This window comes from Listeria grandensis FSL F6-0971, from assembly GCF_000525835.1.
In the GTDB taxonomy this organism is placed as follows: domain Bacteria; phylum Bacillota; class Bacilli; order Lactobacillales; family Listeriaceae; genus Listeria_A; species Listeria_A grandensis.
Genome location: NZ_AODD01000002.1, coordinates 354,887 through 377,782, shown reverse-complemented (window position 1 = coordinate 377,782; position 22,896 = coordinate 354,887). Strand labels below are relative to the sequence as shown.

Genomic DNA, 22,896 nt, shown 5'->3' with positions numbered 1-22,896 from the left:
AGTCTTGATTACTCAATCCTTATTTCAGTCACACTCATATATAATAACATAAAACTTATCTACTTGAAAACTACAATCCTCTAGTTACAACAGATAATTTTGCTGTGCTTGTTCCATCCTCTCAATAAATCGTGTCGCTTCTATTAACTCCTCCTGATTTATTGCCGCGTCATCTTGCTGACTCTCACCATACAGTTGTAGCAACCACTGGCTATAAGCTTCGCTCCAGAGGTCTGTATCTGTCGATGGGAACTGAAAAGGATACATAATAAATAAATGCTGTTGAACAATAACTAGTACTTGCTCCAAAAGGCTTGGATTCGTATGCTCCCAACGCTTCGTTAACTTCTCCATTAATTCCTCCATAAACGTGTTGCGACTTAAAAGCGGCACTTTACTCGGGTTAAAGCTTTCTTCCAACCCTAATTTCTTCACGAGAAATACTACATTCACCTTCTTTTCTTGCAAAAGCTCAAAAATCATCGACTTCACAAACGGAGAGGTTGTCGCATCCTTCAAAAACACGGCAAACGGTTCAAAATATGGCTCAATATCATGAAAACGAGCTTGTTGCAAAAATTCTAATTGCTCCGGCGTCCCCCACTCTAAAAAATTCGCGATATTCCGTCTTGGCTTAATTTTTTTAGGAAACAGAATGACATTGCTCTCGGCCACATCATTGATTTCCAGATCATCCAGCTGAGATTCTTTCTCCAAGTGTTGTTTTACTAGACTAAAATACGTATCCATTTCGTTGAGCGATAAAAACGTTGCTGAGAGCTCACCCAGTATCGCTTTGTTATACCCATCCATCATCAAAAAGGCCTGACCAACTTCTTTAGCATTGCCAAACTCCTGCTGGGCATTGTAGAATTTAATCAAGGCATACACTATTTGTTCATTGCAAGGCTGACCGCTGTAAGCTTGCTCAAGAAATTTCTGTACGGCTTGCGCCTCGTCGTCACCAAGTACAACTGTTCCTTCTTTTAAAAACATCTCTACAATTGTAGGAAAAATAATTTCTGACTCTTTCATAATTCAAAACTCCTCACAGAATAGATCCCATTTTTTTATAACTCTCCATATATTTGTTGGATGGGTAGCGTTTCTCGCTATTCTCCTTTATTTTACACGATTTCGCGCCTAGTTGATATTCTTTTTTCACTAAAATACCTTTTTAGGCGATATCATTTTCTTTAACACACAAAAAACGTGACGAATCGTCACGTTTTGACGGGGTTTTATTTAAAAAAGTCTTCTTGCTTGCAATGGAGAATTTCAGCTAAAATCGCTGCTTTTTCAGCGGTTAACCTCACCATCCCTTTTTCTAAATTAGAATAACCAGAACTGTATTTATCAAAAATACAGAAAAAAACACTCATCAGCACACGATGAGTGTTTTTTATTGTCTCATTGTTAGCTGTCGCTTACGGGATGAGAACAAACGTATTATATCAAAAATAGACAAAATAAAAAAGCCCCTTTCCAACCCAAATAGGTTTCTATAGGGGCTCAAATTTACACTCTTTATTTTGCAGCGTTTATTGGAATCTCCTCTTGCTCCAGCAACATCACAAATTTCTTTACATCGATAATAGCCCAGGGTTTTTGGCTCGAAACCAACATTCCGTCTTCTCTCAAAGCCTTGCAAACGAGAGACACCAAACTTTTGGAGACATTAGCCATGTCAGCAAGTACGTCATAGCTGGTGAACGTCGGTAATTCGATATAATTAGGAGAAGGATGGAAACCGCTGCTCGTTAGGCTATACAAGCAGAAATAAACACGTTGGGTAGCATCTAAATTAGCACGGATAGACGCTCTGAAAAGCTTTCTACGCGTATACCAAAAAAATGCTGCATTAATATTAAATTATGGGGGTCTTCTTTAGTTAGAGCACGCTGAAAGAATAGAAAATCAATTTCCCAACCAACAATATCGGTTACAGCTTGATAATGACATTCTGCTGGTAGTTCTTCTGAGTACTCCGGAAGTATTACGAATTCCATCGGCTCTAAAAAATGCTGAAAAACAACTTCTTGTTCCTTCATATAGCCAAATTTCACTACACCAGACTCTATTGCAAAAAGGTTATCACCTATTATTTTCTGCGTCAATACCTCGCCCTTTTTAATTCGTTTTTCATAACAAAATTCCCCGAAATCTACGTCAGCCTTCAAAAGCTTTAGTGTATCTATTCTTTTTTTGAAATTTGGAAAAGATTCTCCTGAATACATATTTTTCACCTCTGTATTTGTTTTATTGATTCTTCTATATACAAATACCCTTCACTTAAATTTAAAAACGCCACAATACCCAAAATAAAAAGCCCCCGAAAATTAATTCGGGGGCTTTTTTGTGTTTATAAAGTTGAAAACTGGGCTAATGAATCAAAACTAAATCCGTCGACACGAATAACATATTTGGAATTAACATAACCTTCCCAATTCCAGTAACCAGCGCGATTATATGCAACTGGGTACCAACCGTTTTTCATGGCTCCGGTATTTACTCTGATTACCTCGTTACCTCCAAGCGTTGTAATGATTTTAGCTGTACTATTGGGTTGTGAACGTAGATTTAACGCACCAGAGGTCACAACAGCAGCACACCAGGTATTGATTTTAGCTGGAGCCAGGTAATAACCAGTATTTAAATATCCATTAATATTTCGGTAAATTGTCCGTTTGCTGACACTGTCGTATTTAATGACCGATCCACGATACAGATAGCCAACAATCACGCCACGCCCATTTTGCTGGCTATAGACATTCTGCTTCTGGGTTACGACTTCTTTCATCACAGTCGCCTGCGTTGCAACAGGTGCCGCAAATGCTAAAACTCCAACCAGAATAGCTACAATAATCTTTTTCATTTTTTAAAACTCCCTTTTCAATTTTTTTATTTTTGGATGTATACTACTTGGCCCTCTTCAAGAACCATTGTTGACAGTTCATTTAGAGCGATTAAGTGACCGATTGTGACGTTATTATCCGTCGCAATCTTGCTTAATTTCTCCCCTGCCTTAGCAATATGCTTGATTTCTGTTGCTGCTACTACCTGTTCATCTTCTTTTTTCTTCGCTTTCTCTGCCATTTTGCATTCTCCGTTCTAATTATTATTTTTTCTTTAGATATGTTGTGCTATCTGGTAAATAGCCATATTGCGTGCCAAGCGTGCATTTCAGCCAGCCGTTTGACAGCTTCTCTACTGCATTAATCGTTTCGCCTTTTTTACGACGGAATGATGGAGGACCTCCCCATTTCGGATCAGCGCGGAACAATAGGTCATCTTGGCAAATATAAGTTACGTTCGGATTCTTTTCATCAAAATAATTTGCTACAGATGCCGAATAGTAGCCTTTTTTACCTTGATAGTTGATTTCAAACCAACCGTTTTTCAGATTGTCCCAATCAACTTGCACAGCGGAATGTTGCGGTAATGTGAAGGCCAGTGCGCTTGTCCAATCGCCCGCGCCTTTCAAAATATACAAATTACGTTTTGCGTATAGCCATTGTTTTCCTTTTTTGGGATTTCCGCTTAATTTAAGTGCCACTGCATTTTTAAAGCGAGTAAATTCAGCGCTATTGTTAACCCAAGGCGCAGGACAAATTTTCCCTGTGACATCATAATGTCGAACGATATCGGCTGCTTTTAATTTGTGTATTTTGCACAGTTCTGCTGCTACATCAACAGTTCTATTGAATGTAGCAGCAGTTATATTTCCTTTCTTATCTAGACACATTTCAATGCCGATAGCTTTAAAATTGGCATTACTTAGTAAAGCCGTTACTCCACGATAAGGTGAGCCATTGACGTATTTTTGGATATCATTTGCCTGGTACGCCACCTCGTTTTGTGGAATGATACATAAGGCCTCGATGTCATCTACAAAAATATGAGCAGATGCGTAGCGATCAGTTAGATTATTAAAATAACCCCAATGATTGCGCGCTGTACCACCATTGTTCGCAGTGTAGTGCATAATTATTTTATTGACTACCGTCAATTTTGAACCTGGTCTTGAATGCTGATTCACTCGGATATAGTCATTTGTAATAACGCTCATCTGTAATCACCTTGTTTCTTTTTTGTTTTTACCATTTTCATTTGCACATCAGCGTTCTGTGCTGCTTTCGTGAAACTCTGATTTTTCCAGAACGCGATAATTGCCGTCACAGCTGTAAACATAAATGTTACAAATTGTTCTACCATTGCATCACTGAATGGTAAAGCATTAATCCCCAGTATTGATAACAGTTGATTTATCAACGCCACCGCCAATAATGCCGTTCTTACCCACGTAGCTACACTTACATTTTTTATGTTGAATTTTTTCATAGTTCTAGCTCCTCTCAATTCCAAAATAATGGTGCTAATCCAATAATAGTGCCGATAACACCACCCGTGATGGTTATTATCGCAACTATTATTGACGTATTTCCTTGCTTTCTTTCGCGTCCTACTTCTACGTTGCCTTGCATTTTACTAATGTCTAGATCGTGTTTATGCAGGTGCACAGTTGTATTGCTAGCAAACCTCTCTAGAGTTTCTGACATCTTTTCAGTATTTTTAGCTGTTTGTTCCGCAGAAACGGCCAGAGGGAGTACCATCGTTTTCAAATCTAAAACTTCTTCTTTTACTTCCTTCAAATCTTTGGTGAATTCACTTTTAAGCTTGTCACCATGCTCAAGTAAATCCAACCTAGTTACAAAGTCTTGACTCACCTCGCTTTTATTTTCCATAATTCCAAGCCTCCCAGTAGTGCAATAAATAGATTAAAACAGCCTGCCATCGCATATCTTGATGGCAACATTAGAGATAATGACACTTCAAAACTTGCCGAAGCGTACAAAAAAAGAACCATCGCCCCAATGGTTCCGCCAATTATCATATTTATGAATTTGGCTTTCGTTTCTTGAAAATCAGCAATAAACAACAATATCCCGCTTACTATGAAGAATAGCCCCCAGGTGTCCATGTTCATCAAATTTTGCATTAATCGATAGGTATCACTTCGTTCTGCGATCGTGTCCCCCGATACCATTAAGAAAAATCCTGTAATTATATTGAAAAGCGAGGCATACAAGAGAAACATAATCGAAAGTATCTCTTTGTAGTTAAGCTCTTTTAGTTGCCTTGACAGCCTGCTTAATAAAGCTTTCATAATCTTTACACCTCCTAAAGTTTAATTGGTATAGCAAAGCTGAACATCACACCAGTTGCATTTGTATCGCTAATATTGACTAACACTTTTTTTGTAGCAGCATCAATCAATATTCGAGCGGTTCCGCTACTATTTTGGAGCGTAACAGGAGCAGATCCCGAAAAGTCTATTACATATGAAGATGGCAAAGTAAATGCCTCTATTTGCGCCGTTGTCGGATTGCTGATGGCTCCTGTACCTCGTCCATAAAGCACTTTTCCGTCGGCAGAAATAGTTGTATGCACATCGGCACCAGCAAAATGCGTAAACCCTGACCCTGACCTAAATGCCGCTTTGGTCCATGCCGATGGTTCTTTTAATTTCGCTATTTCACTTGTTGTGAATGCCTTACTATTTGTTTCTGCCAAATTAGCCTTTGATTGAGCGCCTTCTTTAGTTTCTTTTGAGTTCCAATCAATTCGCTCGCTTGAAGTGATATGCGATACTGTGTCGTCTATATGGTTATACAGACTTGTTTGAACAGTTGCAATCGAATTGTTGACATCGTCTGTTAGAGCAACCTTCTTTCCATTTTGAGTGAGTGATTTAGTTTTCACCTCTACACTATCAAGTTGCGCGTTACCGTATGCGGAAAATATCAGATTCTTCCCAGCTTGTATGCATGTGTCGTAAAAATTTCGTAAAATTCGTAGCCACCAAAATGTAGGTAATGCAGCTCCTGAAATTGTATTTGCACCTGTTGATATGACTGTAGCCTTCGTTTTTGTGGCCTCAAGTGGACCAATTCCTGTAATGTATGATGCTGTATTTGTCATAGGATTTAAGAAGAAATCGGACGTCCCTGTTATTGTTGTATCACCTACGGTAATGTCTAGCGATTTACTCCAGACCCCGTCAATAAACAGTTCAAACCTTATCACAGTTCCGACTGGTTGCGGATTAATGTAATGCTTAATATCTCCCACCTTACCAGTGTAGGCAATTGAAGCGCGAGTATGCACTGTTCCAGTTAACTCACCACCTGTTAGGAGTAGAACTTCATCTTTAATTGCGATATCACGACCGTTGAAGCGTAGATATGCTTGAACAAAATTAATACCAGCACCTATCGTCCCGCCTATTCCTGAAAAATCAAGCGGCGCACCGAATTGTAGATAATTCTTACTGCCATCGTCGTTACGTGTAACCCTGTACCAATATTGCGCAACAGATACGCCAGTCGTAATGTTTACACCGTTGACACTATAGCGCAGTGTATGCCCGAATTGAACTGTACCTTTCACTATTGCATCGTTAGCTCCTACCGCGTCTATAGTGAAATTACCATCTGCCGATACCGCGCCAACACCCGAACCTACTGTAATTTCTAATGACTGAGTATATGGCGAGGTCCCAGCTAAACGTGATTCAACTTTGATTACTGTGCCATCCGCCTGTTTCCCTCGATTCCAGGTGTAAATGTTGTTTGGAAGCCGCGCCTGAATTGGTGTCGCTGCTGCGCTGGCAATCGCACCTAGCATTTCCCCTCCAATTAAAGGTAAATAATCCTTTGCTAGTGCGATTGGCTCGCCTTTAATGGTCAAATCTTGAACATCTAAAGCACCTAATCTATTTAGCCGAAGTTGTTTCGTCCAATCAGGAGTTCCATCTGAACCCATTGGGGCCATCACGATATAACCGGCCGCTGTTATTGCTGTAGAAAAGCCGTGTGAAACACTTCCTTCATTTATTATCAGAACACTCCCAGAATTACTTGCTAATTTCACTTTCAATGCACTTGTCATAGATACTGTTCCGTCGCGCTTAATAAACTCTTTATCCGCGACTTCTTGAAGTTCTTTCAACGCCATGTAAGTAGTATTGAAAAACCAGTTAAAGTAATCCGCAGGCGGTTTCTGATTTGCTGCCCATCCACCTGTAATTATTGTGCTGGGTGGTTTAGACCCTGCTTTTTGCCACTCGGGTAAACCTTGATTAAAGGTCTTTTCTGTAGCCATTTTGGTATCACCTCTTTCTAAATTGGTAGGATATAATCATTTTCTGGTGTAAATACGCCGCCCAATGTCCCACCTGTTGTTCCTGCTGTATTAGCAAATCCCTGAGGACTCGTCTCTACTAAACTTCCAGACGCAAAAGAAAAAGTACCGTCTAGGATAACTGACGATACTCTCACCTCGGAAGGTACTACTTTTTGAACTAATTGTGTAAATTGTGTGGCCGACATAGCTACTTTATTCAATGACTCAAGAGGTAGCCCTTTTAAGATTAGCGCCTCTGGTTCCGTCCCTCCTTCGTCGATATCTGAGTAGATTTGAATTTGATCGTACGAGCAGTCTAGCGCTCTTGCAAGTGATTCGATAATGTCATCTATTGTGCCGGAACAACGAATCCGCGTTTCTTTCGCTTTAATCAGTACACGGTAAATCTCGTCCGAGGTCTTACCGCGTTGTTGATTAATGTTATTGCCTGCATAATCTAGTGTTTTACCGACGGCCTGGTCTATATCACGGTAGGCTTCGACCTTTTCCGCTATTGCTCGCAAAGTTTCTATGTCGTCTGCATAAATCTGTAGCAACTTAGAAATATTGCTTTCAGGCGCCTTGTCGTACATATCTGGCAACATCTTCGAATAGTTATCAGTTGTCAATTGTAATCACCTCAATGTTAGCAATTGCAGTTTGGGCAACTGATTTTGGCGATATAGTGACGGTCGCGCTTGATAGGTTATCTTTTGATGTGCCTATCGTGATTCTAGACTTCTTGATGCCAGCTATATCACCGATGGCATGATAGAGTGTCGAAACGTCTACTTCATCGCCCATCTGATTGCTTATTACGACTACATTTTCGCGGTTAACTCCGCCGATATCTCCTACAATTCTATCTTGAATCACAGCCTCGCCATCGACCTCAAATTCAGGTGTAATTGTCGCCTCAACCTTAACAAATATCTGCACTTGAACAGCGTAATCAAAGCGGTACGTATGCGGGATGTTCGCCAGGTCTTTGACGACTTCTGAAATCGTTCCAACTGTCTGTGCTGTCGCTGGAATATTTTCGTGTAGCGCTCGCGCAATATCCTCGCGGTTCCCGCCCAGCACGTAGGGGTGAATTGATTTAGGAGGATTACCATCGCCATCTGTTTGCATTGTGTTATTAATGATTACCGATGCAGACTGTACGCCGTTTACGTTCCTAATTGCGGCTATTACGGCATCACGAATCGCTGTAGATTTACCTTCGTTATTGAGTCGTATTCTGTCTCGGTATGCTTTATCCGTTTCCGCATCGGCTCCGCCTGATGAGGCGACTAAATTCGTAACAGAAGTTATTTCGTCAAATGGCTCTATTAGTTGATTAATGACATTGGCCGCGACATTCTGATCTGCTCCTTTATCAATCGAGACGGCGTCGGCATACCCAATTCCAGTTGCATCGATCCGCAAATCCTCAATAAGCATGAAATGCACATCGTTTTCAGTTGTCAGCTCTGTTTCCGTCTCAAGAACAAATCCCGGTTGCCCTGTCGCTTCAATGATTGCGTATGACTCCGACGAAGGGTTCCTATAAATCCCGCGGTTGTTGCCGTGGGCTTCCAACTGCACACCTTCAGAGAAGCGAAGAAAACCGCTGTAATAGACGCGTTCCACCAATTCGTGCAGCTCTGACAGCTTCCAAGCGTTGATTTGAATCAGCTTTCCCAGTGCTGCAGTTGAAGAAACATCTGCATCCTCACCAAACAATTCACGCGCCATTGCTTCTTCTTGCTCCAATATCTCGCTGTAAGTTGGGCGTTTATACCCCGTTTCATCAAGCATCCAAATCCACCTCCAACTCAAGTTCTTCCTCGTCCATCTCAATCATTTTTAGGTTTATTTTTAGCTCGCGACCGTTCTTTTCAAAGTCGATTTGCGATACTTCTTCTATTCGCTGTTCTTGCCCGATTGCCTCTACGATATCGGTACGAGCTAGTTCTTCGTCGAAACCTTTACCTAGGATGTTCTCGCGATTCAACCCTAAATCCTCGTCAAGGACATACTCGCCTTCTGATGTTTTCAAAATTGATTCGACATTTTGCCTCAACTGTTCCGACCCCTTTACTAGCCTAAAATCCGTACCCGTGAACACGAGATCGCCGTTTTTGATTAATAAATCTTTCATCAGTACACACCTACTATCACTGAATCTTGCAACGCATGAGTTCGAACATCGTCAGGATCAATAAACTCATTTGTTCCCTCAAAGTTATCCAGCGACCGTTCCGCTGCTATGATAAAAACCACATCATCTACTTTTATATCGTCTCTGCAGTGTTTTAAAACAACGGCTGGAACACTAGGTTGCCTTAGCATATTGCCGTCATTATCTTTTGTCAAAAAGAGCGGCTGTACCTGTGCCTCTGTCTTGTCACTGTTTAATTCTAGTACTCTCGCAGGTGCCAATGTATGAATTTTCATAATGATTGAACGGGAAAAAGTGTCCCAAAACTTCGTATCGTTCGCCATTTAGAACACCACCAGTTCCGTAATAAAATCACTGCCGTTGCAGATATGCTTGCCACTTTTCACTCGGAATGTGCCGTTTACCGTTTTCGAGCTGATACTGATAATACTTGCTGTTGCAATCCGATATTGTAGCAACGATCGCACGGTGTATATTTTCTTGCCGTCATCATCTTCCGATTGCTCCGGACTATCTAGCAAGCCGGTCGCTGCGCTCAATGTAAACCGCTCATCATTACCGACCTTAATACTTCGGATAACCATATTCCCGCGCCGATAATACATAACAGCACCGCAATTTTTAACGACCTCTTCCATCTTTGCCTCGATACTCCCCGTGATGGTATAACCTTTTTTGTAAATCTTGTCCGTAGGAAGGGAGAGCGTCGTTATCTTCATCCCGAGCGTTCTAGCACACCATCGAATTATCGTTGATGATCGCGTATTTTTGCCGAAACTTTTTTTCATCGCACGCTTTTTGTACTTCGTTTCGGTTACTGTGCGGTACGAAATAGTTTTCTTTTTCTTCTTGCCGGTCTTAGTTTTCGTGTACGTGACAATCGGCTTCTTGAGCTTCACGCGTTTTTTTTACCTGGTACTTTTCTGCAGCGTCTGCAGTTGATGTGTCAATCTTGATATGACTGTAATCTTGTCCCTCTTTGACGCTGATTTTCGTAATGCGATCCACGCCATCTTTGTTGTTCGTGACGTTTGTTATTTTTCCTTGGAGTATAACGCCCGTGCCGTCCTTTCTGTAGCCTGCTGTGATAGCGATGTTGGCTCCTTTTACAATTCTTGACCTAGATGTTTGGGAAAGATTATAAATGCTCACAGAGCTTATATTCGGCTTAGAATCGTCATCGAATTCCACTTCAAATTCGATATGTAGATTCGCCATGTTAAAATGGGCCGCATAAACCGCCCCGCTGATATAAACATCTGCGTAACGCCCGAATAACTCGTTAGCCATCCGAATCACCTTCTCCCAACGTTGGCTCTAAATCTTGCACGATATTATCAAAGAAAATAAAGACTGTTTTCATGAAATTATCAGGTGTGATTGCTTTGGCCAGACCTGACTCATCCATCGGAATCAAGGTAGGGGCAGGAAGTCGCTCGTCATAAATACCTTCCCAAAGCGATTCATTTAGCACAAGTTTTTCCCCTAACATAATCGGGTCCTCATCCGAGCTGTACAGATCGATTGTGTAGTATTTCTGACTCATGTTGTAATTGACCTGAAAAATAAATGTCTCGTCCTCAATATCCACATCAAATCGTTCTGGAATGTCGTCGATATCAACCGGTAAATACTCACGTATAGCCATTTATTTCACCCTCACCATTACGCCAATCGGAATTCTCCGCGCAGGCCATTTATTTTCTTTCCATCCCATTAATGTGCTAAGATTTGTCCCGTATTTACGAGCTAGAATCCAGTAACATTCGCCCTTTTTGATTTTATGAAACTTCTTCGCGGTCGATGTTTTAGGTTTTGCCGTGGACTTTTTAGCCTTGACTTGAACAGTTGTTTTTTTGCGCACCCACGGGCTTTTTGCAATTCTCACTTGTTGTAGCTCTATACTTATACCAAACCCATTTTTCACTGCGCTATAGTCTTTCGGCATCGATGTTATTAGATAGTTAGCTGCATACGTCCGCCCTACATAGGTCACGAATGCGCCGGATTCCATTTTGGCCAGTAGCGTGTTGTAACTGCGTTCGGCCGCCGCTGAATCGTTCGCAAGCAACATACCTGTTACGCTAATTGTGCGATTATTTTTCTGCACATGATCCGTAATAGCCACGCCTTGCTCAACAGGGTGCTGGGTGACCTCGACGGAAGGCGTGAAGGTCTCTGTTTCATTAACAATATAGATACCTGCTAGCTTTGCCATCTTAGTACACCTCCCCTGGTTCAATTTGTTCTAGCCATTGCTGGAACATCTCGTACAATGCGCCTTTTACTTCACTTGCAATGCCTTTTGCGTCTGTGTTTGATCCTTGAACCGTGATGTTGATAGTAGGTTCAAAGTGGTAGTGAGTCTCACCGCCACCTTTGCGGTTGTTCAGTAATTCTTGTGTCTTACGCGCTGTGTGAATCGTTCCTGGTGAATCGGTTTCGAATAATTCTGGTCCTTCTTCGCCAACGAGCACTGTTTCAGCGACGTTAGGACGTCCACCTTTGGCAAATCTACGTTTACCTCTCGGCCCCCAGCCTCTCTTACCATACGGCAAATCTCGTTGCCATGTGGAGTTATTGAAGAATGCGAGTAATTGATCGTATCCACTATTTATATTGCCATGTCCCTTTACTGCATAGGCACCAAAGGTTTGCGGGATATATTGCAATAATCCGCGAGCTGGATTTCCGCTCAGCGTGTTAACATCAACAACTGCGGATGACTGAACAATACTCTGATTACCACCTGACTCTCTGTGAATTTGAGCGATGATACCGCCTAATTCTCCGCCGCCTAAGTTTACACGCATTGCAGCCGCCGCTTGTTGAATGATAGGAGCCCATGCTTGAGCATTCGCTCCCGCGGGACCAGCAGGACCAGCACCACCGAAACCTGCATCTGCTAGTTTTTCTTTAGCATAATTGGTAACACCTTTACCGAAGTACTTAAAGATGCCGCTTCCTATACCTTCTACGCCATCTCCACCACTGAAAGGATTATATTTATCTAGCAATCCTTTTACTTTCTTCACTGGGTGAGCTACCCAATCCCACTTATCAGAAGCACTGTCAATGATTTTGCCACCTATATTCTTTGCTTTACCTAGTACATCAGTTGCAAAGTCTGCTAATGGAGTAGTCCCTTTATCGAAACCAGGTAATACCTTCCCAGCGCCTAATCCTCCCGCCATTATCTTTTTAGAATCAGCATGATTAAGAATTTTCGTGCCAGGGTTTACGTGTCTGATTTCTGGTCCATTGGCACCTAAGATATGAGCTTTCGCACTTGCTTTGTCGTAAGCAATCTCGAAACCTTCTTCACCAGCCATAATCTGACCACTGGCACTGTTTGAACCAGTGTAATTCATCGCCAAGCTACCTGATTGCTTACCGCCACCTGAGAATTTTGATGATGATCCAGAACTAGAAGATGAACCTCCTCCGCCTGAACCAGATGGATTCCACGGTGGTATTTCTTTGATTTTAAAGAATTTAAGAACTGAATTTACTCCGCTTGTTACCCAGTTTACAGCTTTAGACAAGCCAATTTTTATGTTATCCCAAATTCCTAAAACTTGCCCTTTTTCCCAATCTACTTGCGATGCATGTCCTGCTGCCTGTTTCTTCGCTTGATCCACAACACCATTGTGCATATCAGTTGCTTTCTGAACTGCTTCATCCCGTGTTTTTTTAGCATTTCCGACAATTTTTTCATATTGTTGTTTCGAAATTGATCCATTTACATAGTACTCTTCTTCGGCTTTCTTGATTACTGAGGTGTATTTAGAGTTAGCCTCTTTAACTGCACCGTCTTTTGCCTTTTTAGAGTTTTTCACAACATCGGCAGCTTGTTTAGCTGAAATCTTGCCTGAATCATCTTGTAGCTTGCCTAAAATAAGCTTCTGCTCCTTCGCAGATTTAGACATCGATGTGACTGCCTCACGTTGTTGTTTTTTCTGAATCGAGCTGATTTGTCCTTCATATCTGGTATAGATACTCTTACGGTGTGCGTTACTTGAATTTTCGAGCCGTGTAATTTCGGCATTTTCCTTCGATGTGAGGACACGCCCCTCTTTTTTCGCCTTAGCTCTGATTGCATTTATACGCTTCTCGTACGTTTGCGTTGCAGATTCTTGCTCTTTATACATCTGATTATTAATACGTTTCAATTCAGCAGCGTTCTTTTTCGCGTCTGCTTTGCCAATGTTGTAGAATTCTTTCGTACGGTTTTTTGCGCTCTTAGCGTCTGAATTACTCATGACGCCAGACTGCTGGAAGAAATCAATATTCTTAGCGGATTTTTGCTCTTTTTTATCATAAGCAGAAACGATTTTAGATGCTTGTGAACCGTAAGCCTTGTTAGTCGCTGCGTTTTCTTTAGCTGTCGTAGCCTTACCTGTAAACATCTTATACTGATATTCACTAGCCATTTTGTTGTCCGTATCTACATATGAGTTAACCTGCTTTTCTGTAGCCTTACTTACACCATTTCCACCAACATTCATTTTATCAGAGATTAGCGCAGCAGTAGCTTCTTTGTACATTTCTTTGCCGCTTGCCCATAGCTTTTTAACTTGTTTAATGCCTTTTTTATATTCTTCGACATGCTTTTCAACATAGCGGATCGGAGCACCTAAAACTTGATGCTCCTTACCAAAATCGGACACGCTCTCCATTGCGGATTTTAAGCCAGATTTGATGTTCCCCCAATTCTTTTGAACATATTTCCCAAATTCGGCACCAAACTTGCTCCCCGCAAACGCTCCTATCATGCCTCCTATTGCAGTTCCAATGCCTGGCGCGATCGCTGTTCCAATCGCAGCTCCAGCCATTCCCATTCCAGCTGACCCACCAAACTTACCAATTTTCTCCCCAGCATTCTTTTTGTTCATACTAAGCAGATCGATTGCACTCAATCCAACACCAACGACACCCGCTCCGCCAGCTAATTTGCCGAGGCTTCCTGTCGATTTCATGCCCATTTTAGCTTTCGACAATAAACTCAAGTTGTTTCCCGCGCGTGTGCCTTGAACTGCTGCTATTTGAGCCTTACTTGTACCAACTGTTAGCTTCCTCCATAGAGGTGTTTTAGCAATTTTAGGGGCTACTCTGCTTGTCCCGGCAGGTAGTATATTATCAGCTAACCGCGTTCTATTTGCCGCAACTTCCATCCCTTGCATAGATGCACTAGATTGAATAGCTGCCGATGTTGTCGCTGGCCCTATTTTCTTAATAGAATTTATTAAACTATCAACAGCCCCTTTAGTTTTAGAAAAGACACCAGAAACAACTTTAAACCCAAGTAACGCCGCCAGTCCTATCCCAGCAAACTTAGCAGTCGTCTTCATTCCCTCAGGATGCTTTTCGATGAATCCTTGTACCGTCTTCAAAGGCGGTGTAACCACATGTTCTAAGGTCCAGCCGAAGGCTTTTAACGAAGCCACTCCGCCAGCCACGATACCAGGTCCCAGAGCGGCCCCTAAATCTTTTGCCGTGGGGATAAAAGTATCTGTAATAAAAACTTTAGTAGAATTTAACGAATCTTTTATCGGTTCCACCGCTGGTTCGAACATCTCACTTACAGTTGTCATCATGTCAGGCAATTTCTTAAACTGAGTTGCAAACCAAACCATTCCAGCCTGCAAGTGTGGTTTAACAGGTGTAAACAATGTCGCCATGGTTGATGTAACAGCCGATTTCATAGAATCTAAGGAGCCCTTCCAAGTTCCTTTTAGCTTTTGCATTACACCACCAAGCGCTACAGTTTCACCTGCGATACCTTTCGAACCCTTCTGGATGCCCTCAACCATCTGTGCAATAGCCTTTGTTGACTCTACTTTCCCGTCAGATATCGCTTTTTGCATGTCTTTTACCGACATTTTATTAGCATTTGCTAGGATTTTCAGCGCTGGCACGCCTGCTTCTGTCACGGTGTTCAATTGTTCCATGCTGACCTTGCCCATTACCTGCATTTTACCAAACGAGTTAGAGAGGGTGTTTATACCTTCCGAACCCTTACCTGATGCCGCGGCCAGATCCCCGATAGCCTTCATCGTTGGAACAACTTTCGATGGATCCATACCGTATGCTAGTAAGTTTTTTGAGTTTGTCGCTAAGTCCTGAAACGCGTAAGGTGTAGTTTTCGCGAATGCTAGTACTTCATCCATGAACTTCTGCGCTTTTCCTGAATCTCCCATCATCACGTCGAGTGACAGTTTAGCATCTTCAATCGCGCTCAATCGCCCGATACCCGCGTTCACCATGCCGCCTAATCCCGCTAAACCTGCGGATGCGCCAATACCTAGCAGTAATCCTTTGACGGCGCCAAGAGGCTTACTGATGCCTTTCTCAATCCCCGATGATGCTTTATCTGCCATGGAATTAATGCCAGACCCTAACTCTCCAAACTTACTACGCAGATCTACAACGTTATTTTTCGTGCCATTCAACGCCTGCTGTGAGCTTTTGCCCATTTGCGTTACACTTCGTTGCGACTTACCGACTGCGTCGCTCATATGTACCACATTCGACCCCGTGGTTTGCGCCGCGCGTGCTGTTCCGTTGAAAGCAGTTTGTGCTTTGCCTTGGAACTGTACTACGTTATCAGTCGCTTGCTTCACGGTCGAATTGTGATTTTTTAATGAGGAGGTAGTGCCGTTTATGGACTGCTTCGTTTTTGCAAAGCCTTGTTCAGCCTTGCCTGCGCGTTGAACTAAGCCGTCAGTTTCCTTATTCGCTTCACCTAAAGACTTATTATTGATTTTCCAATCAATCTCAATCGTCGCTTTTCTCAATGCACCGCCCATATCAGACACCCCTTCCCATTGTTTCTATTTTTATTTTCGCTACCTCACACCACGTTGCTAGCTGATGCGCCGTAGCCATTTCAACTTCTTCTTTCGTCGCAATTCCAGCGATAACAGGAAGCCAAATATCAAAGTTTTGATTGACCTCCCGCTCTACCACTCTCGGATTAGGATTAGTTAATCCAGCGCCCAAGAAAGTTGTCTGCGGCGTTCATTACGTCGCGATAACCTCTATTAGGCATTTCATCCCAATAATCCCAATTAATCCCCTGCGGCGACACAATAACCGACTTCCATAGTGCCTCGTTGTATGCTGACTCAACAACCACACCATAGCCATTTTTCGATTGATCTATAATGTCTTGCGCCGCTCTTGTTCCAGGGAATTGGAAGGTGTATTCTGTGCCATCCGGACCTTCGAAGGTTTCTTTTACTCCGAATTTACCCATAGGGTTTTTTTCTGCCTCTGGAATACTTTGTTTTGCTTGTACCGCCTCGATATCTTTCTTTGTTGCCGTGTTTTTCTTTTCTTCTGCCATGTCCATTTCCTCCTAAATAGGCGACATTCAGCCGCCTAATGGTATTTTTTAATTAAATTTATCGCTATAGTCCATGACCTTAATAGTTGCAGAGCGAGTTCCTACGCCTTTTCCATAACCTGCATCTGGTAACTTCTCAACTATTGCACGCAAACCACCAATGACATGATTACCATCCACAATACGAATCGGAAAAGTCTTTTTTGAATTAGCTAGACCTACGATATGTTTGTAACAAGGCGAGGTCTGCGCTAAATCAATTTTGATTGTTCCTAGGCTGTCATTATTAACAGCCGCTGAAGCGTTTCCCTGCGCATCAGATTTGAATTCAGCATTATTAGAGTCTTTAGAGCAATTAACCATGTCTCCGTCACTGAAACCAAAATAATTTAATCCATCTACGATAATCGATACCTTTGCGGCATCGTAAGTTTCCATTCCTTCTGGCATTTACGTTACCTCCCTTACACGACAATAGTTCCGGATACGGTAGCGCTATGAATTGCTCCAGAACGCTTGTATCGGAATCTAAGTCCTTTGTATTTCCGTGCTAAAATGTCCTCTGCTTTTAATTCGCTACGCTGCATTGCTGTAACTGAATAGTTCGCCTGCCCAGTTTCATCGTCGCTATCGACAATCCCGTTTAGGAATGCCTCGTCCAATACCGACGTAAGTTCGCTTTGCAGTAGCGCAATACCACGAGAATCAAAAGTAACTTTATCTGCATCCGTAAGTGCTTTTTGCAAGCGGGTTTCGATTGTAGACTTGACCCAATCGTCGCCGTGCAATGCATCAATAAACTCGCCGTTTGCCGTTTTACCCTCAGATGTTTGCGAAACACCTGCTTTTATGATGTATGCAACTGCACCTTGCGCATGTATCTCGTCTACTTGTGCAGAAGTGAGTTCAGACGCTGTGATACCAACTAGATTGGAACGGAATTTCCATGTGGCGGAGCCTACTGTTGCGCTTGCAACGTCGCCAATCCATGCAGCATCTAAATGCTCGCCAACCTTGTCATGAACAACAACAATTGTGCGTGAATTCGTTTTAAGCTGCGATGCTCCAGCGAATGTAGGTACTTGAATCACTGCAAACTTGAACGCTTTTTCTTCAATCAAGTTTGAAATTGCTAGCGCATCAGCTGCTACATAATCAGCCAAGATAGCGAAATGCCAGCTCTTTGAGAAAACATCCTCTAACGCGTTCGCAACACTAGTGCTAAAAGGCGCTACTGCAACCATGTCAGGCGCGTTCTTCTGTAAAAAGATTGCCTTGGCCTTCTCATACACCTTCGTAGTGTTCGGATATGTTTTCGCTAATGCTTCAAGCGATGTAAACTCGCCATATTTTGCATCGACCGCAACATCTTTTGTTAAAATTAACGGACGCCCAAGACCAACTTTTGCGGCTGGCCGTTCGATATCGATGTTTACTACAACATCTGTTACTGCTACTGCCATCGTTATTCCTCCTCGTTTTCGTTGCTAATACTGAACTCGTCAATGCTCTCCACTTCATCAATAAATGAGTCGTTAAGCCGCAGCCGGATATCTAACCCCGCTTTGCGTTCGTACTCAACACTGATAAGATCGTCACGTTGACCGTCCATCTTCACATCAACAACAATGATGTTTTTTTGAAACAAAAAATCCCGCCCTATGAAGGAACGGAACCATTTATTTGTTCTATTTGCTAGATTTAGCACGTTAATTGCTGAATCATCATGCCAAGTCAGTGAAATTACCGCCTCAAACGTCTCATTCTGCACGACATCGAACGTAATTCCGATAAACGGGTTAATTATCGAATATGTGCAAAACGGGTAATCTGGTTGCTCTCCATTCGAATTTGATTCGATGAGAGGTTTTCCGTTGCTCAAACTTGAAACGGCTTCTACAAGCGCAGTCACCAAATCGGAGTAATCATACCCTGTGTTACTTGACAAAAGCGCTCACCGCCTTACATCCGTACTGTGTTACATTACTGTAGTCTGTGTAAGGGATGCTGTCCTCGACTGAATACGATATACCGTTATGAACAACTATCGATTTCATCGGAACAACTTGCGACGAGAACCAAACCATTTCAAATTCTTCAATTCGTCCGCCACCGCGATAGTTACCTTGAACAGGTAGCTTAGTTTGCAACGATGACGGGATAAATGGCTCTGAGACTTCTAAAGCTGTTACTTCGTCCGCCTCTTTTTTGATCCATACACCCATATTGTTGTATTCACCGCCAGCCTCCTGTTTGGGATACACTTTAAGTGGTACGCCAAACGTGTCCAATAGTGATAAGAAATCCATCTTTTCCATTTAGCGGACCACCTTCCATGTAACGCTCTGACGTAGCCTACCTGTATCAACAAGCGGGTTATTAGCGCCTTTACGCTTAGCCGTATACCCCGAGTTAGCTGGTGACTGTGTATCCCTGATTTTCATTTGAATATCAGCCACAATCATCGCGCCTAACTGGTTATATACTTGCTGTGCTGTGCATTCTCCGACAATAATCTCGTCCATTTTCCTATCGAAGAAATCAATCCATTTCTGATTGTTCTCCTCAAAAGTTGAACGCAAAAAAGACCGTTCAGGAATCTTTACCTCTTCTTTGAGATAAAACATAACTGTCAGCTTGCCGTTTTTGCCAGCAACAGCAAGTATATTTTTGTTCCGTGGCTTAAACAGACCAGGTATTTCACGAGCTTTGCGCCCGCCCGCCGCTTCCGTAGGTAAGGTTAAATACTTGCCCTTAGGCTTGATTGTTAGACCGAATTCTTGCACACCTGCTATCATCTGAATAAATGAGTTGTCTTCGCCAAATATCCCAATTTGTAATGAGTAATCGTTTAGTTCGTCTAACGTCTGGATTACACTTTTCATTACTGTTTTATCGTTAGTCACTCGCATTAAATCACCCACAACCCTATTCCGTTGCCACCACCTGCAAATTCCTCTAACAAGCGCAAATACTCCTGCCCATATGCTGTACCTTTTAGATTTTGGAAAGATACATTTTTCCCAGAGTACTCACGTTTCAACGAACCAACAGCTTCGGATTTAACATTCTTATCCCCTAATGTGGCAAGATGCGCAGCCAGATAGCGATTAGCTCGTTCTTCGTGTTTTTCTGGAAAATTAGCTTCTTGTACTTCAAGATAGGCATCGTCAATGTGCATTTCTAATGCCTCTTTGGACAGATTGCTTACTTCCTTTGCTGTGTATTTTAACTTATCAACAGTCGTTTTAGTCAAAATAAAAAACCTCCTATTCAGGCGGGTTCCCATCACCATTATTCTCTAATCTGTCCTCATCAGGCGGGTTGACTATCGATTCTACTTGTTTTTCCAGTGCCTTAATTACGGTAGAGCGTGGACTCCTACTAGACTCTTCCTTTTCCTTAAACTGATCTAATACTTGCAAATCCCAAGTGTCATTGATAAGATCGCCAGCTTTTTCAACATTCATTTGTGTAATATCCTCAGCTTCTTGCACAATCGTTCCTGCCTTCACCAAAGCGGCATTTAACGGTAATTTTACCGCCGCTTTATAGGCATCAATATCCGAACCCTCCAGATTGTTTGCGCCTGGAATAATCCTTGCGCCAATGTTATATGTGTACTTACCTTTGTTATGAATAATCATCTTTTTAACCCCTCCCAAAATCATTTTATTAGATTCCGTCAGCGCGTAGAATAGCGTGTGGAGCACGAACAACAGCGCCGCCAAAACGTTCTTCACACGGTACTTTCCAGTTTGGATATTGATATTCTTCTTGTTGTCGTGTGATATCCATTGGTAACAGCAATTGCACCGTCTCTGGTTCCGAGTGACAAATGATAAGAGAGTCGGATTTCGAAAGACCAATGCCTTTCAAATCAGCTACACGCTTGATTTTAGAGAACCATCCATTGCTAGCAACAACTTGCATAATAGTTCTAGCATCATAGTCACTGTAACGTCTGTTCAACTCTTCAAATTGGATTGGTGGCAATGCTAGAATTAGTGAGGCATCGCCATAACCAGGTAACACAGTAATCCGTGTACGTAATTTACGTAATTCCTCAACGATTTCATCGCTCGCTTTATCCACCCATTTAGTAGATGTACCTGCTGCATTTGTTCCTACAGCTTCGATTTGAATCCCAGTGGCTGTCGCTACCCCTTGAATTTCATATCTAGGATCACCTTTCCAAGCTAAAGAATTTTCTTTCTCTGCTATACCGCGACGGACTGCAGCTGCTTTAGTGGCATCTACCGGCTTACCTGTCATTTGTGATTGACGCAAATCTTGCAAACTGTATCGGAAACCTAAGGCAATCGTGTAAATTTGCGCAAAATAGCGTTTCACGTCTGTGTCAACCAATGGTAGATCATTTGCACCGTTTGCAATGATCTTAGCTGCCCCCGATCGAGTGGCAACATCATAACCATATGTCTCCGCCCCAGGATCAATGTCAGTTTTCATGTCAAAAATAGTACGCGCTGTGAGTTCCTCTTCGCGCGGTTCGAATAGAGTTTTATCAATAACTTCTAAATCGCGAGCTTGTAGTCTCGCTGTTACTTGTGATGCTGGCATTTATTTTTCCTCCTCATTTTTCGCCAATTAAGGCAAATTAATCTCTAAATGTGCTAGCCCGCCTGCCTGTGCAGTGGTTTTGAAACGACCGATTGGCTCGGTTTTTGTACCTACGGGGGATGTAGCTGGTAAAAAGGTTCCTGTAGCTTTATTAGCAGCCGCTTTCTCCCCATCGACAACATCTTCCTCAACATGCACGCAAATAACACCCCGACGAACGACAGCCACCATTTCTTTTTCTTCATAGTTACCGATTTTATCTCCATACAGCTCTTGGACATACTCCTTGGCTAGCGCAACGCCATAAAAATCCTTATCACTCAAGACCTTAGCTACACCATCAGAAAACTGTACAGCTGAACCAAATGGAATTGTTCCCTCTACAACCGCGCTATCCGCCTGTGTGTTTTGGTAATTTGCTAACTTCCCAATACCAATATTCGGGTCCATATACTCTTGTCCTACTGGAATCGTCATATTATTGCTCTCCTTTCTTTCTCATATTCAACCGACCTTGCTTCTTAGCATCGATTTCTTCCTTTTCTTTTGCCGCAGCCGCCTTATCACTTGGCTTTCCAAAACCTGCATCAGCTGTAAAGCCTTTATGATTTGCCGTCATAGCATCATAATAGGCATTAACATAGTCCTCTGATTTTCCATCTGCTTTAAAGGTACTATCAGCCGTCTGGATAACAGCCTCCTTAATCGCCTGTTCAGTCTTACCTTTGAAATCAAAAGAATCACCTAAGAAGTTTTGCGCTGTATTAATCATTGCCACGCGTGCTTCCGCGATTTCTTCGACTTTATCAAGTGTAAGGGCGCTATCTTTCAATGTTGCAAGTTCAGACTCTGCAGTCTCCAACTTTGTTTTGAAACCATCACGTTCACCTGTAATTGTGTCAATGGAGCCAGATTTCACTTTTTCGGCCGATAACTGCGCTTCTAATGTATCGATGCGCGATTTAACAACCGAATCCACCTCATACTCTTTACTGTCTAGAACTAATTTAGCCATGTTATTGTTGCCTCCTTGTTTATTAATATCAGCTGCATCAACCATAAAGGCCGCTGAATCTCCTCTGATTGCCGCTTCTGAACCAACACGCCCCTTATCAACGATTGCGAGGTGGTTAATCTTCATATTCCTCTGTACGGAATCGTACTTAATTCCGTCATATGTGCCACTTTCGTCTTTAATGTCAGCTGAAAAGCCTAGCGAAAGCTCGCGTTTACCGTTCTTCACCTTTTGAATCGTATCAGAATCAGTAATCGTAAATGATACAAACAGTTTATTGTCACTAACTGCTGAATCTGTATGTGTCATGCCTTTTGAATACTTACTGTAATTAGCAGCGGTGACTAATTCAGTTGGGTGATTGTCTGTGACTGGTTTAGCATTCATAGATTGTAATACGCCCTCTGAAAATAACTCGTCAGGTAGCTTTACTTCCATAGACACTCCACCATCTCCACGCATGTATGGAAAAACGCCCGGTTTTGTTACTGGAGCTCGCACAGTGAGATACCCCTCAGCCGTCTCCGTCAAATTCGAATCAGTAATATACGATCGATCATACCGTTGTACTCTCATTTCATGTTCTCACCACCTTTCAGGGCA

The 22,896-nt window shown here is 42.4% G+C and carries 30 protein-coding genes; all 30 read right to left on the bottom strand.

All coding sequences use genetic code 11. The annotated features are described in order from the left end of the window. Positions 1–84: 84 nt before the first annotated feature. Positions 85–1,035: a hypothetical protein gene (locus tag PGRAN_RS02525; RefSeq protein WP_036064802.1), complete on the bottom strand. Its 951-nt coding sequence runs from the start codon at positions 1,033–1,035 to the stop codon at positions 85–87. A 764-nt stretch (positions 1,036–1,799) separates the two neighbouring features. Further along, positions 1,800–2,237: a cyclic nucleotide-binding domain-containing protein gene (locus PGRAN_RS02520; RefSeq protein ID WP_036064800.1), complete on the bottom strand. Its 438-nt coding sequence runs from the start codon at positions 2,235–2,237 to the stop codon at positions 1,800–1,802. A 125-nt stretch (positions 2,238–2,362) separates the two neighbouring features. Further along, positions 2,363–2,875, bottom strand: a complete 513-nt coding sequence (locus tag PGRAN_RS02515; RefSeq protein WP_036064798.1) for an SH3 domain-containing protein — start codon at positions 2,873–2,875, stop codon at positions 2,363–2,365. A gap of 26 nt (positions 2,876–2,901) precedes the next feature. Next, positions 2,902–3,096 carry a LysM peptidoglycan-binding domain-containing protein gene (locus PGRAN_RS02510; protein WP_036064796.1) on the bottom strand — a complete coding sequence of 65 codons (195 nt, stop codon included), beginning with the start codon at positions 3,094–3,096 and terminating at the stop codon, positions 2,902–2,904. Between the two features lie 22 nt (positions 3,097–3,118). Beyond that, positions 3,119–4,069 (bottom strand): peptidoglycan recognition protein family protein, encoded by a 951-nt coding sequence (locus PGRAN_RS17450; RefSeq protein WP_051998393.1) that lies wholly within the window; start codon positions 4,067–4,069, stop codon positions 3,119–3,121. Beyond that, on the bottom strand, positions 4,066–4,341 hold the full coding sequence (locus tag PGRAN_RS02500; RefSeq protein WP_036064794.1) for a phage holin: 276 nt from the start codon (positions 4,339–4,341) through the stop codon (positions 4,066–4,068). Before PGRAN_RS02500 ends, PGRAN_RS17450 begins: the two co-directional genes overlap by 4 nt. A 14-nt stretch (positions 4,342–4,355) precedes the next feature. Next, entirely contained in the window at positions 4,356–4,745 is a 390-nt protein-coding gene (locus tag PGRAN_RS02495; protein ID WP_036064792.1) for a hypothetical protein, read from the bottom strand. Beyond that, positions 4,724–5,167, bottom strand: a complete 444-nt coding sequence (locus PGRAN_RS02490; protein WP_036064790.1) for a hypothetical protein — start codon at positions 5,165–5,167, stop codon at positions 4,724–4,726. Before PGRAN_RS02490 ends, PGRAN_RS02495 begins: the two co-directional genes overlap by 22 nt. Positions 5,168–5,181: 14 nt before the next feature. Continuing rightward, positions 5,182–7,164 carry a hypothetical protein gene (locus PGRAN_RS02485; RefSeq protein ID WP_036064788.1) on the bottom strand — a complete coding sequence of 661 codons (1,983 nt, stop codon included), beginning with the start codon at positions 7,162–7,164 and terminating at the stop codon, positions 5,182–5,184. A gap of 17 nt (positions 7,165–7,181) precedes the next feature. Then, on the bottom strand, positions 7,182–7,814 hold the full coding sequence (locus PGRAN_RS02480; RefSeq protein WP_051998392.1) for a hypothetical protein: 633 nt from the start codon (positions 7,812–7,814) through the stop codon (positions 7,182–7,184). Continuing rightward, complete coding sequence (locus PGRAN_RS02475; protein ID WP_036064786.1) at positions 7,804–8,985, bottom strand: baseplate J/gp47 family protein; 1,182 nt, start codon at positions 8,983–8,985, stop codon at positions 7,804–7,806. Before PGRAN_RS02475 ends, PGRAN_RS02480 begins: the two co-directional genes overlap by 11 nt. Continuing rightward, positions 8,978–9,328, bottom strand: coding sequence for a DUF2634 domain-containing protein (locus tag PGRAN_RS02470; protein ID WP_036064785.1), 351 nt, complete (start codon positions 9,326–9,328; stop codon positions 8,978–8,980). Before PGRAN_RS02470 ends, PGRAN_RS02475 begins: the two co-directional genes overlap by 8 nt. Continuing rightward, positions 9,328–9,672 (bottom strand): hypothetical protein, encoded by a 345-nt coding sequence (locus PGRAN_RS02465; protein ID WP_036064783.1) that lies wholly within the window; start codon positions 9,670–9,672, stop codon positions 9,328–9,330. The genes PGRAN_RS02470 and PGRAN_RS02465 overlap by 1 nt, the downstream gene beginning before the upstream one ends. Continuing rightward, complete coding sequence (locus tag PGRAN_RS16520) at positions 9,673–10,248, bottom strand: hypothetical protein (protein WP_149023954.1); 576 nt, start codon at positions 10,246–10,248, stop codon at positions 9,673–9,675. After that, positions 10,208–10,639 (bottom strand): hypothetical protein, encoded by a 432-nt coding sequence (locus PGRAN_RS16515; RefSeq protein ID WP_149023953.1) that lies wholly within the window; start codon positions 10,637–10,639, stop codon positions 10,208–10,210. Before PGRAN_RS16515 ends, PGRAN_RS16520 begins: the two co-directional genes overlap by 41 nt. Next, the gene (locus tag PGRAN_RS02455; protein WP_036064782.1) at positions 10,632–10,997 is read right to left on the bottom strand and encodes a phage baseplate plug family protein; all 366 of its coding nucleotides are present in this window, start codon (positions 10,995–10,997) and stop codon (positions 10,632–10,634) included. The genes PGRAN_RS16515 and PGRAN_RS02455 overlap by 8 nt, the downstream gene beginning before the upstream one ends. Next, complete coding sequence (locus PGRAN_RS02450) at positions 10,998–11,567, bottom strand: phage baseplate protein (RefSeq protein WP_036064781.1); 570 nt, start codon at positions 11,565–11,567, stop codon at positions 10,998–11,000. A 1-nt stretch (position 11,568) separates the two neighbouring features. Next, complete coding sequence (locus PGRAN_RS02445; protein ID WP_036064780.1) at positions 11,569–16,158, bottom strand: tape measure protein; 4,590 nt, start codon at positions 16,156–16,158, stop codon at positions 11,569–11,571. 1 nt (position 16,159) lies between these two features. Then, positions 16,160–16,351: a hypothetical protein gene (locus tag PGRAN_RS16510; protein WP_036064779.1), complete on the bottom strand. Its 192-nt coding sequence runs from the start codon at positions 16,349–16,351 to the stop codon at positions 16,160–16,162. Next, on the bottom strand, positions 16,332–16,697 hold the full coding sequence (locus tag PGRAN_RS02435; RefSeq protein WP_036064776.1) for a hypothetical protein: 366 nt from the start codon (positions 16,695–16,697) through the stop codon (positions 16,332–16,334). The genes PGRAN_RS16510 and PGRAN_RS02435 overlap by 20 nt, the downstream gene beginning before the upstream one ends. A 48-nt stretch (positions 16,698–16,745) precedes the next feature. Then, positions 16,746–17,147: a phage structural protein gene (locus tag PGRAN_RS02430; protein WP_036064775.1), complete on the bottom strand. Its 402-nt coding sequence runs from the start codon at positions 17,145–17,147 to the stop codon at positions 16,746–16,748. 14 nt (positions 17,148–17,161) lie between these two features. Next, positions 17,162–18,160, bottom strand: coding sequence for a DUF3383 family protein (locus PGRAN_RS02425; RefSeq protein ID WP_036064773.1), 999 nt, complete (start codon positions 18,158–18,160; stop codon positions 17,162–17,164). 2 nt (positions 18,161–18,162) lie between these two features. Next, on the bottom strand, positions 18,163–18,645 hold the full coding sequence (locus PGRAN_RS02420) for a phage neck terminator protein (RefSeq protein WP_036064772.1): 483 nt from the start codon (positions 18,643–18,645) through the stop codon (positions 18,163–18,165). Next, on the bottom strand, positions 18,635–19,015 hold the full coding sequence (locus PGRAN_RS02415; RefSeq protein WP_036064770.1) for a hypothetical protein: 381 nt from the start codon (positions 19,013–19,015) through the stop codon (positions 18,635–18,637). Before PGRAN_RS02415 ends, PGRAN_RS02420 begins: the two co-directional genes overlap by 11 nt. Beyond that, positions 19,016–19,609 (bottom strand): hypothetical protein, encoded by a 594-nt coding sequence (locus PGRAN_RS02410; protein WP_036064768.1) that lies wholly within the window; start codon positions 19,607–19,609, stop codon positions 19,016–19,018. Further along, positions 19,609–19,953 (bottom strand): DUF4054 domain-containing protein, encoded by a 345-nt coding sequence (locus PGRAN_RS02405; RefSeq protein ID WP_036064767.1) that lies wholly within the window; start codon positions 19,951–19,953, stop codon positions 19,609–19,611. The genes PGRAN_RS02410 and PGRAN_RS02405 overlap by 1 nt, the downstream gene beginning before the upstream one ends. A 13-nt stretch (positions 19,954–19,966) precedes the next feature. Beyond that, on the bottom strand, positions 19,967–20,344 hold the full coding sequence (locus tag PGRAN_RS02400) for a hypothetical protein (RefSeq protein WP_036064766.1): 378 nt from the start codon (positions 20,342–20,344) through the stop codon (positions 19,967–19,969). 28 nt (positions 20,345–20,372) lie between these two features. Then, positions 20,373–21,278 (bottom strand): DUF2184 domain-containing protein, encoded by a 906-nt coding sequence (locus PGRAN_RS02395; protein ID WP_036064765.1) that lies wholly within the window; start codon positions 21,276–21,278, stop codon positions 20,373–20,375. 27 nt (positions 21,279–21,305) lie between these two features. Continuing rightward, positions 21,306–21,755 carry a structural cement protein Gp24 gene (locus PGRAN_RS02390; RefSeq protein ID WP_036064764.1) on the bottom strand — a complete coding sequence of 150 codons (450 nt, stop codon included), beginning with the start codon at positions 21,753–21,755 and terminating at the stop codon, positions 21,306–21,308. 1 nt (position 21,756) lies between these two features. Next, positions 21,757–22,869: a DUF2213 domain-containing protein gene (locus PGRAN_RS02385; RefSeq protein ID WP_036064763.1), complete on the bottom strand. Its 1,113-nt coding sequence runs from the start codon at positions 22,867–22,869 to the stop codon at positions 21,757–21,759. Between the last annotated feature and the right edge of the window lie 27 nt (positions 22,870–22,896).

Coding starts and splice junctions, on each gene's coding strand:
- PGRAN_RS02415 (WP_036064770.1), bottom strand. CDS start 19,015: ATGGAAAAGATGGATTTCTTATCACTATTGGACACGTTTGGCGTACCA.
- PGRAN_RS16515 (WP_149023953.1), bottom strand. CDS start 10,639: ATGGCTAACGAGTTATTCGGGCGTTACGCAGATGTTTATATCAGCGGG.
- PGRAN_RS02485 (WP_036064788.1), bottom strand. CDS start 7,164: ATGGCTACAGAAAAGACCTTTAATCAAGGTTTACCCGAGTGGCAAAAA.
- PGRAN_RS02395 (WP_036064765.1), bottom strand. CDS start 21,278: ATGCCAGCATCACAAGTAACAGCGAGACTACAAGCTCGCGATTTAGAA.
- PGRAN_RS17450 (WP_051998393.1), bottom strand. CDS start 4,069: ATGAGCGTTATTACAAATGACTATATCCGAGTGAATCAGCATTCAAGA.
- PGRAN_RS02400 (WP_036064766.1), bottom strand. CDS start 20,344: ATGATTATTCATAACAAAGGTAAGTACACATATAACATTGGCGCAAGG.
- PGRAN_RS02470 (WP_036064785.1), bottom strand. CDS start 9,328: ATGAAAGATTTATTAATCAAAAACGGCGATCTCGTGTTCACGGGTACG.
- PGRAN_RS02520 (WP_036064800.1), bottom strand. CDS start 2,237: ATGTATTCAGGAGAATCTTTTCCAAATTTCAAAAAAAGAATAGATACA.
- PGRAN_RS02500 (WP_036064794.1), bottom strand. CDS start 4,341: ATGAAAAAATTCAACATAAAAAATGTAAGTGTAGCTACGTGGGTAAGA.
- PGRAN_RS02525 (WP_036064802.1), bottom strand. CDS start 1,035: ATGAAAGAGTCAGAAATTATTTTTCCTACAATTGTAGAGATGTTTTTA.
- PGRAN_RS02455 (WP_036064782.1), bottom strand. CDS start 10,997: ATGGCTATACGTGAGTATTTACCGGTTGATATCGACGACATTCCAGAA.
- PGRAN_RS02390 (WP_036064764.1), bottom strand. CDS start 21,755: ATGACGATTCCAGTAGGACAAGAGTATATGGACCCGAATATTGGTATT.
- PGRAN_RS02410 (WP_036064768.1), bottom strand. CDS start 19,609: ATGCGAGTGACTAACGATAAAACAGTAATGAAAAGTGTAATCCAGACG.
- PGRAN_RS02435 (WP_036064776.1), bottom strand. CDS start 16,697: ATGGCAGAAGAAAAGAAAAACACGGCAACAAAGAAAGATATCGAGGCG.
- PGRAN_RS02450 (WP_036064781.1), bottom strand. CDS start 11,567: ATGGCAAAGCTAGCAGGTATCTATATTGTTAATGAAACAGAGACCTTC.
- PGRAN_RS02430 (WP_036064775.1), bottom strand. CDS start 17,147: ATGCCAGAAGGAATGGAAACTTACGATGCCGCAAAGGTATCGATTATC.
- PGRAN_RS02425 (WP_036064773.1), bottom strand. CDS start 18,160: ATGGCAGTAGCAGTAACAGATGTTGTAGTAAACATCGATATCGAACGG.
- PGRAN_RS02385 (WP_036064763.1), bottom strand. CDS start 22,869: ATGAGAGTACAACGGTATGATCGATCGTATATTACTGATTCGAATTTG.
- PGRAN_RS02515 (WP_036064798.1), bottom strand. CDS start 2,875: ATGAAAAAGATTATTGTAGCTATTCTGGTTGGAGTTTTAGCATTTGCG.
- PGRAN_RS02495 (WP_036064792.1), bottom strand. CDS start 4,745: ATGGAAAATAAAAGCGAGGTGAGTCAAGACTTTGTAACTAGGTTGGAT.
- PGRAN_RS02445 (WP_036064780.1), bottom strand. CDS start 16,158: ATGGGCGGTGCATTGAGAAAAGCGACGATTGAGATTGATTGGAAAATC.
- PGRAN_RS02510 (WP_036064796.1), bottom strand. CDS start 3,096: ATGGCAGAGAAAGCGAAGAAAAAAGAAGATGAACAGGTAGTAGCAGCA.
- PGRAN_RS02490 (WP_036064790.1), bottom strand. CDS start 5,167: ATGAAAGCTTTATTAAGCAGGCTGTCAAGGCAACTAAAAGAGCTTAAC.
- PGRAN_RS02475 (WP_036064786.1), bottom strand. CDS start 8,985: ATGCTTGATGAAACGGGGTATAAACGCCCAACTTACAGCGAGATATTG.
- PGRAN_RS02465 (WP_036064783.1), bottom strand. CDS start 9,672: ATGGCGAACGATACGAAGTTTTGGGACACTTTTTCCCGTTCAATCATT.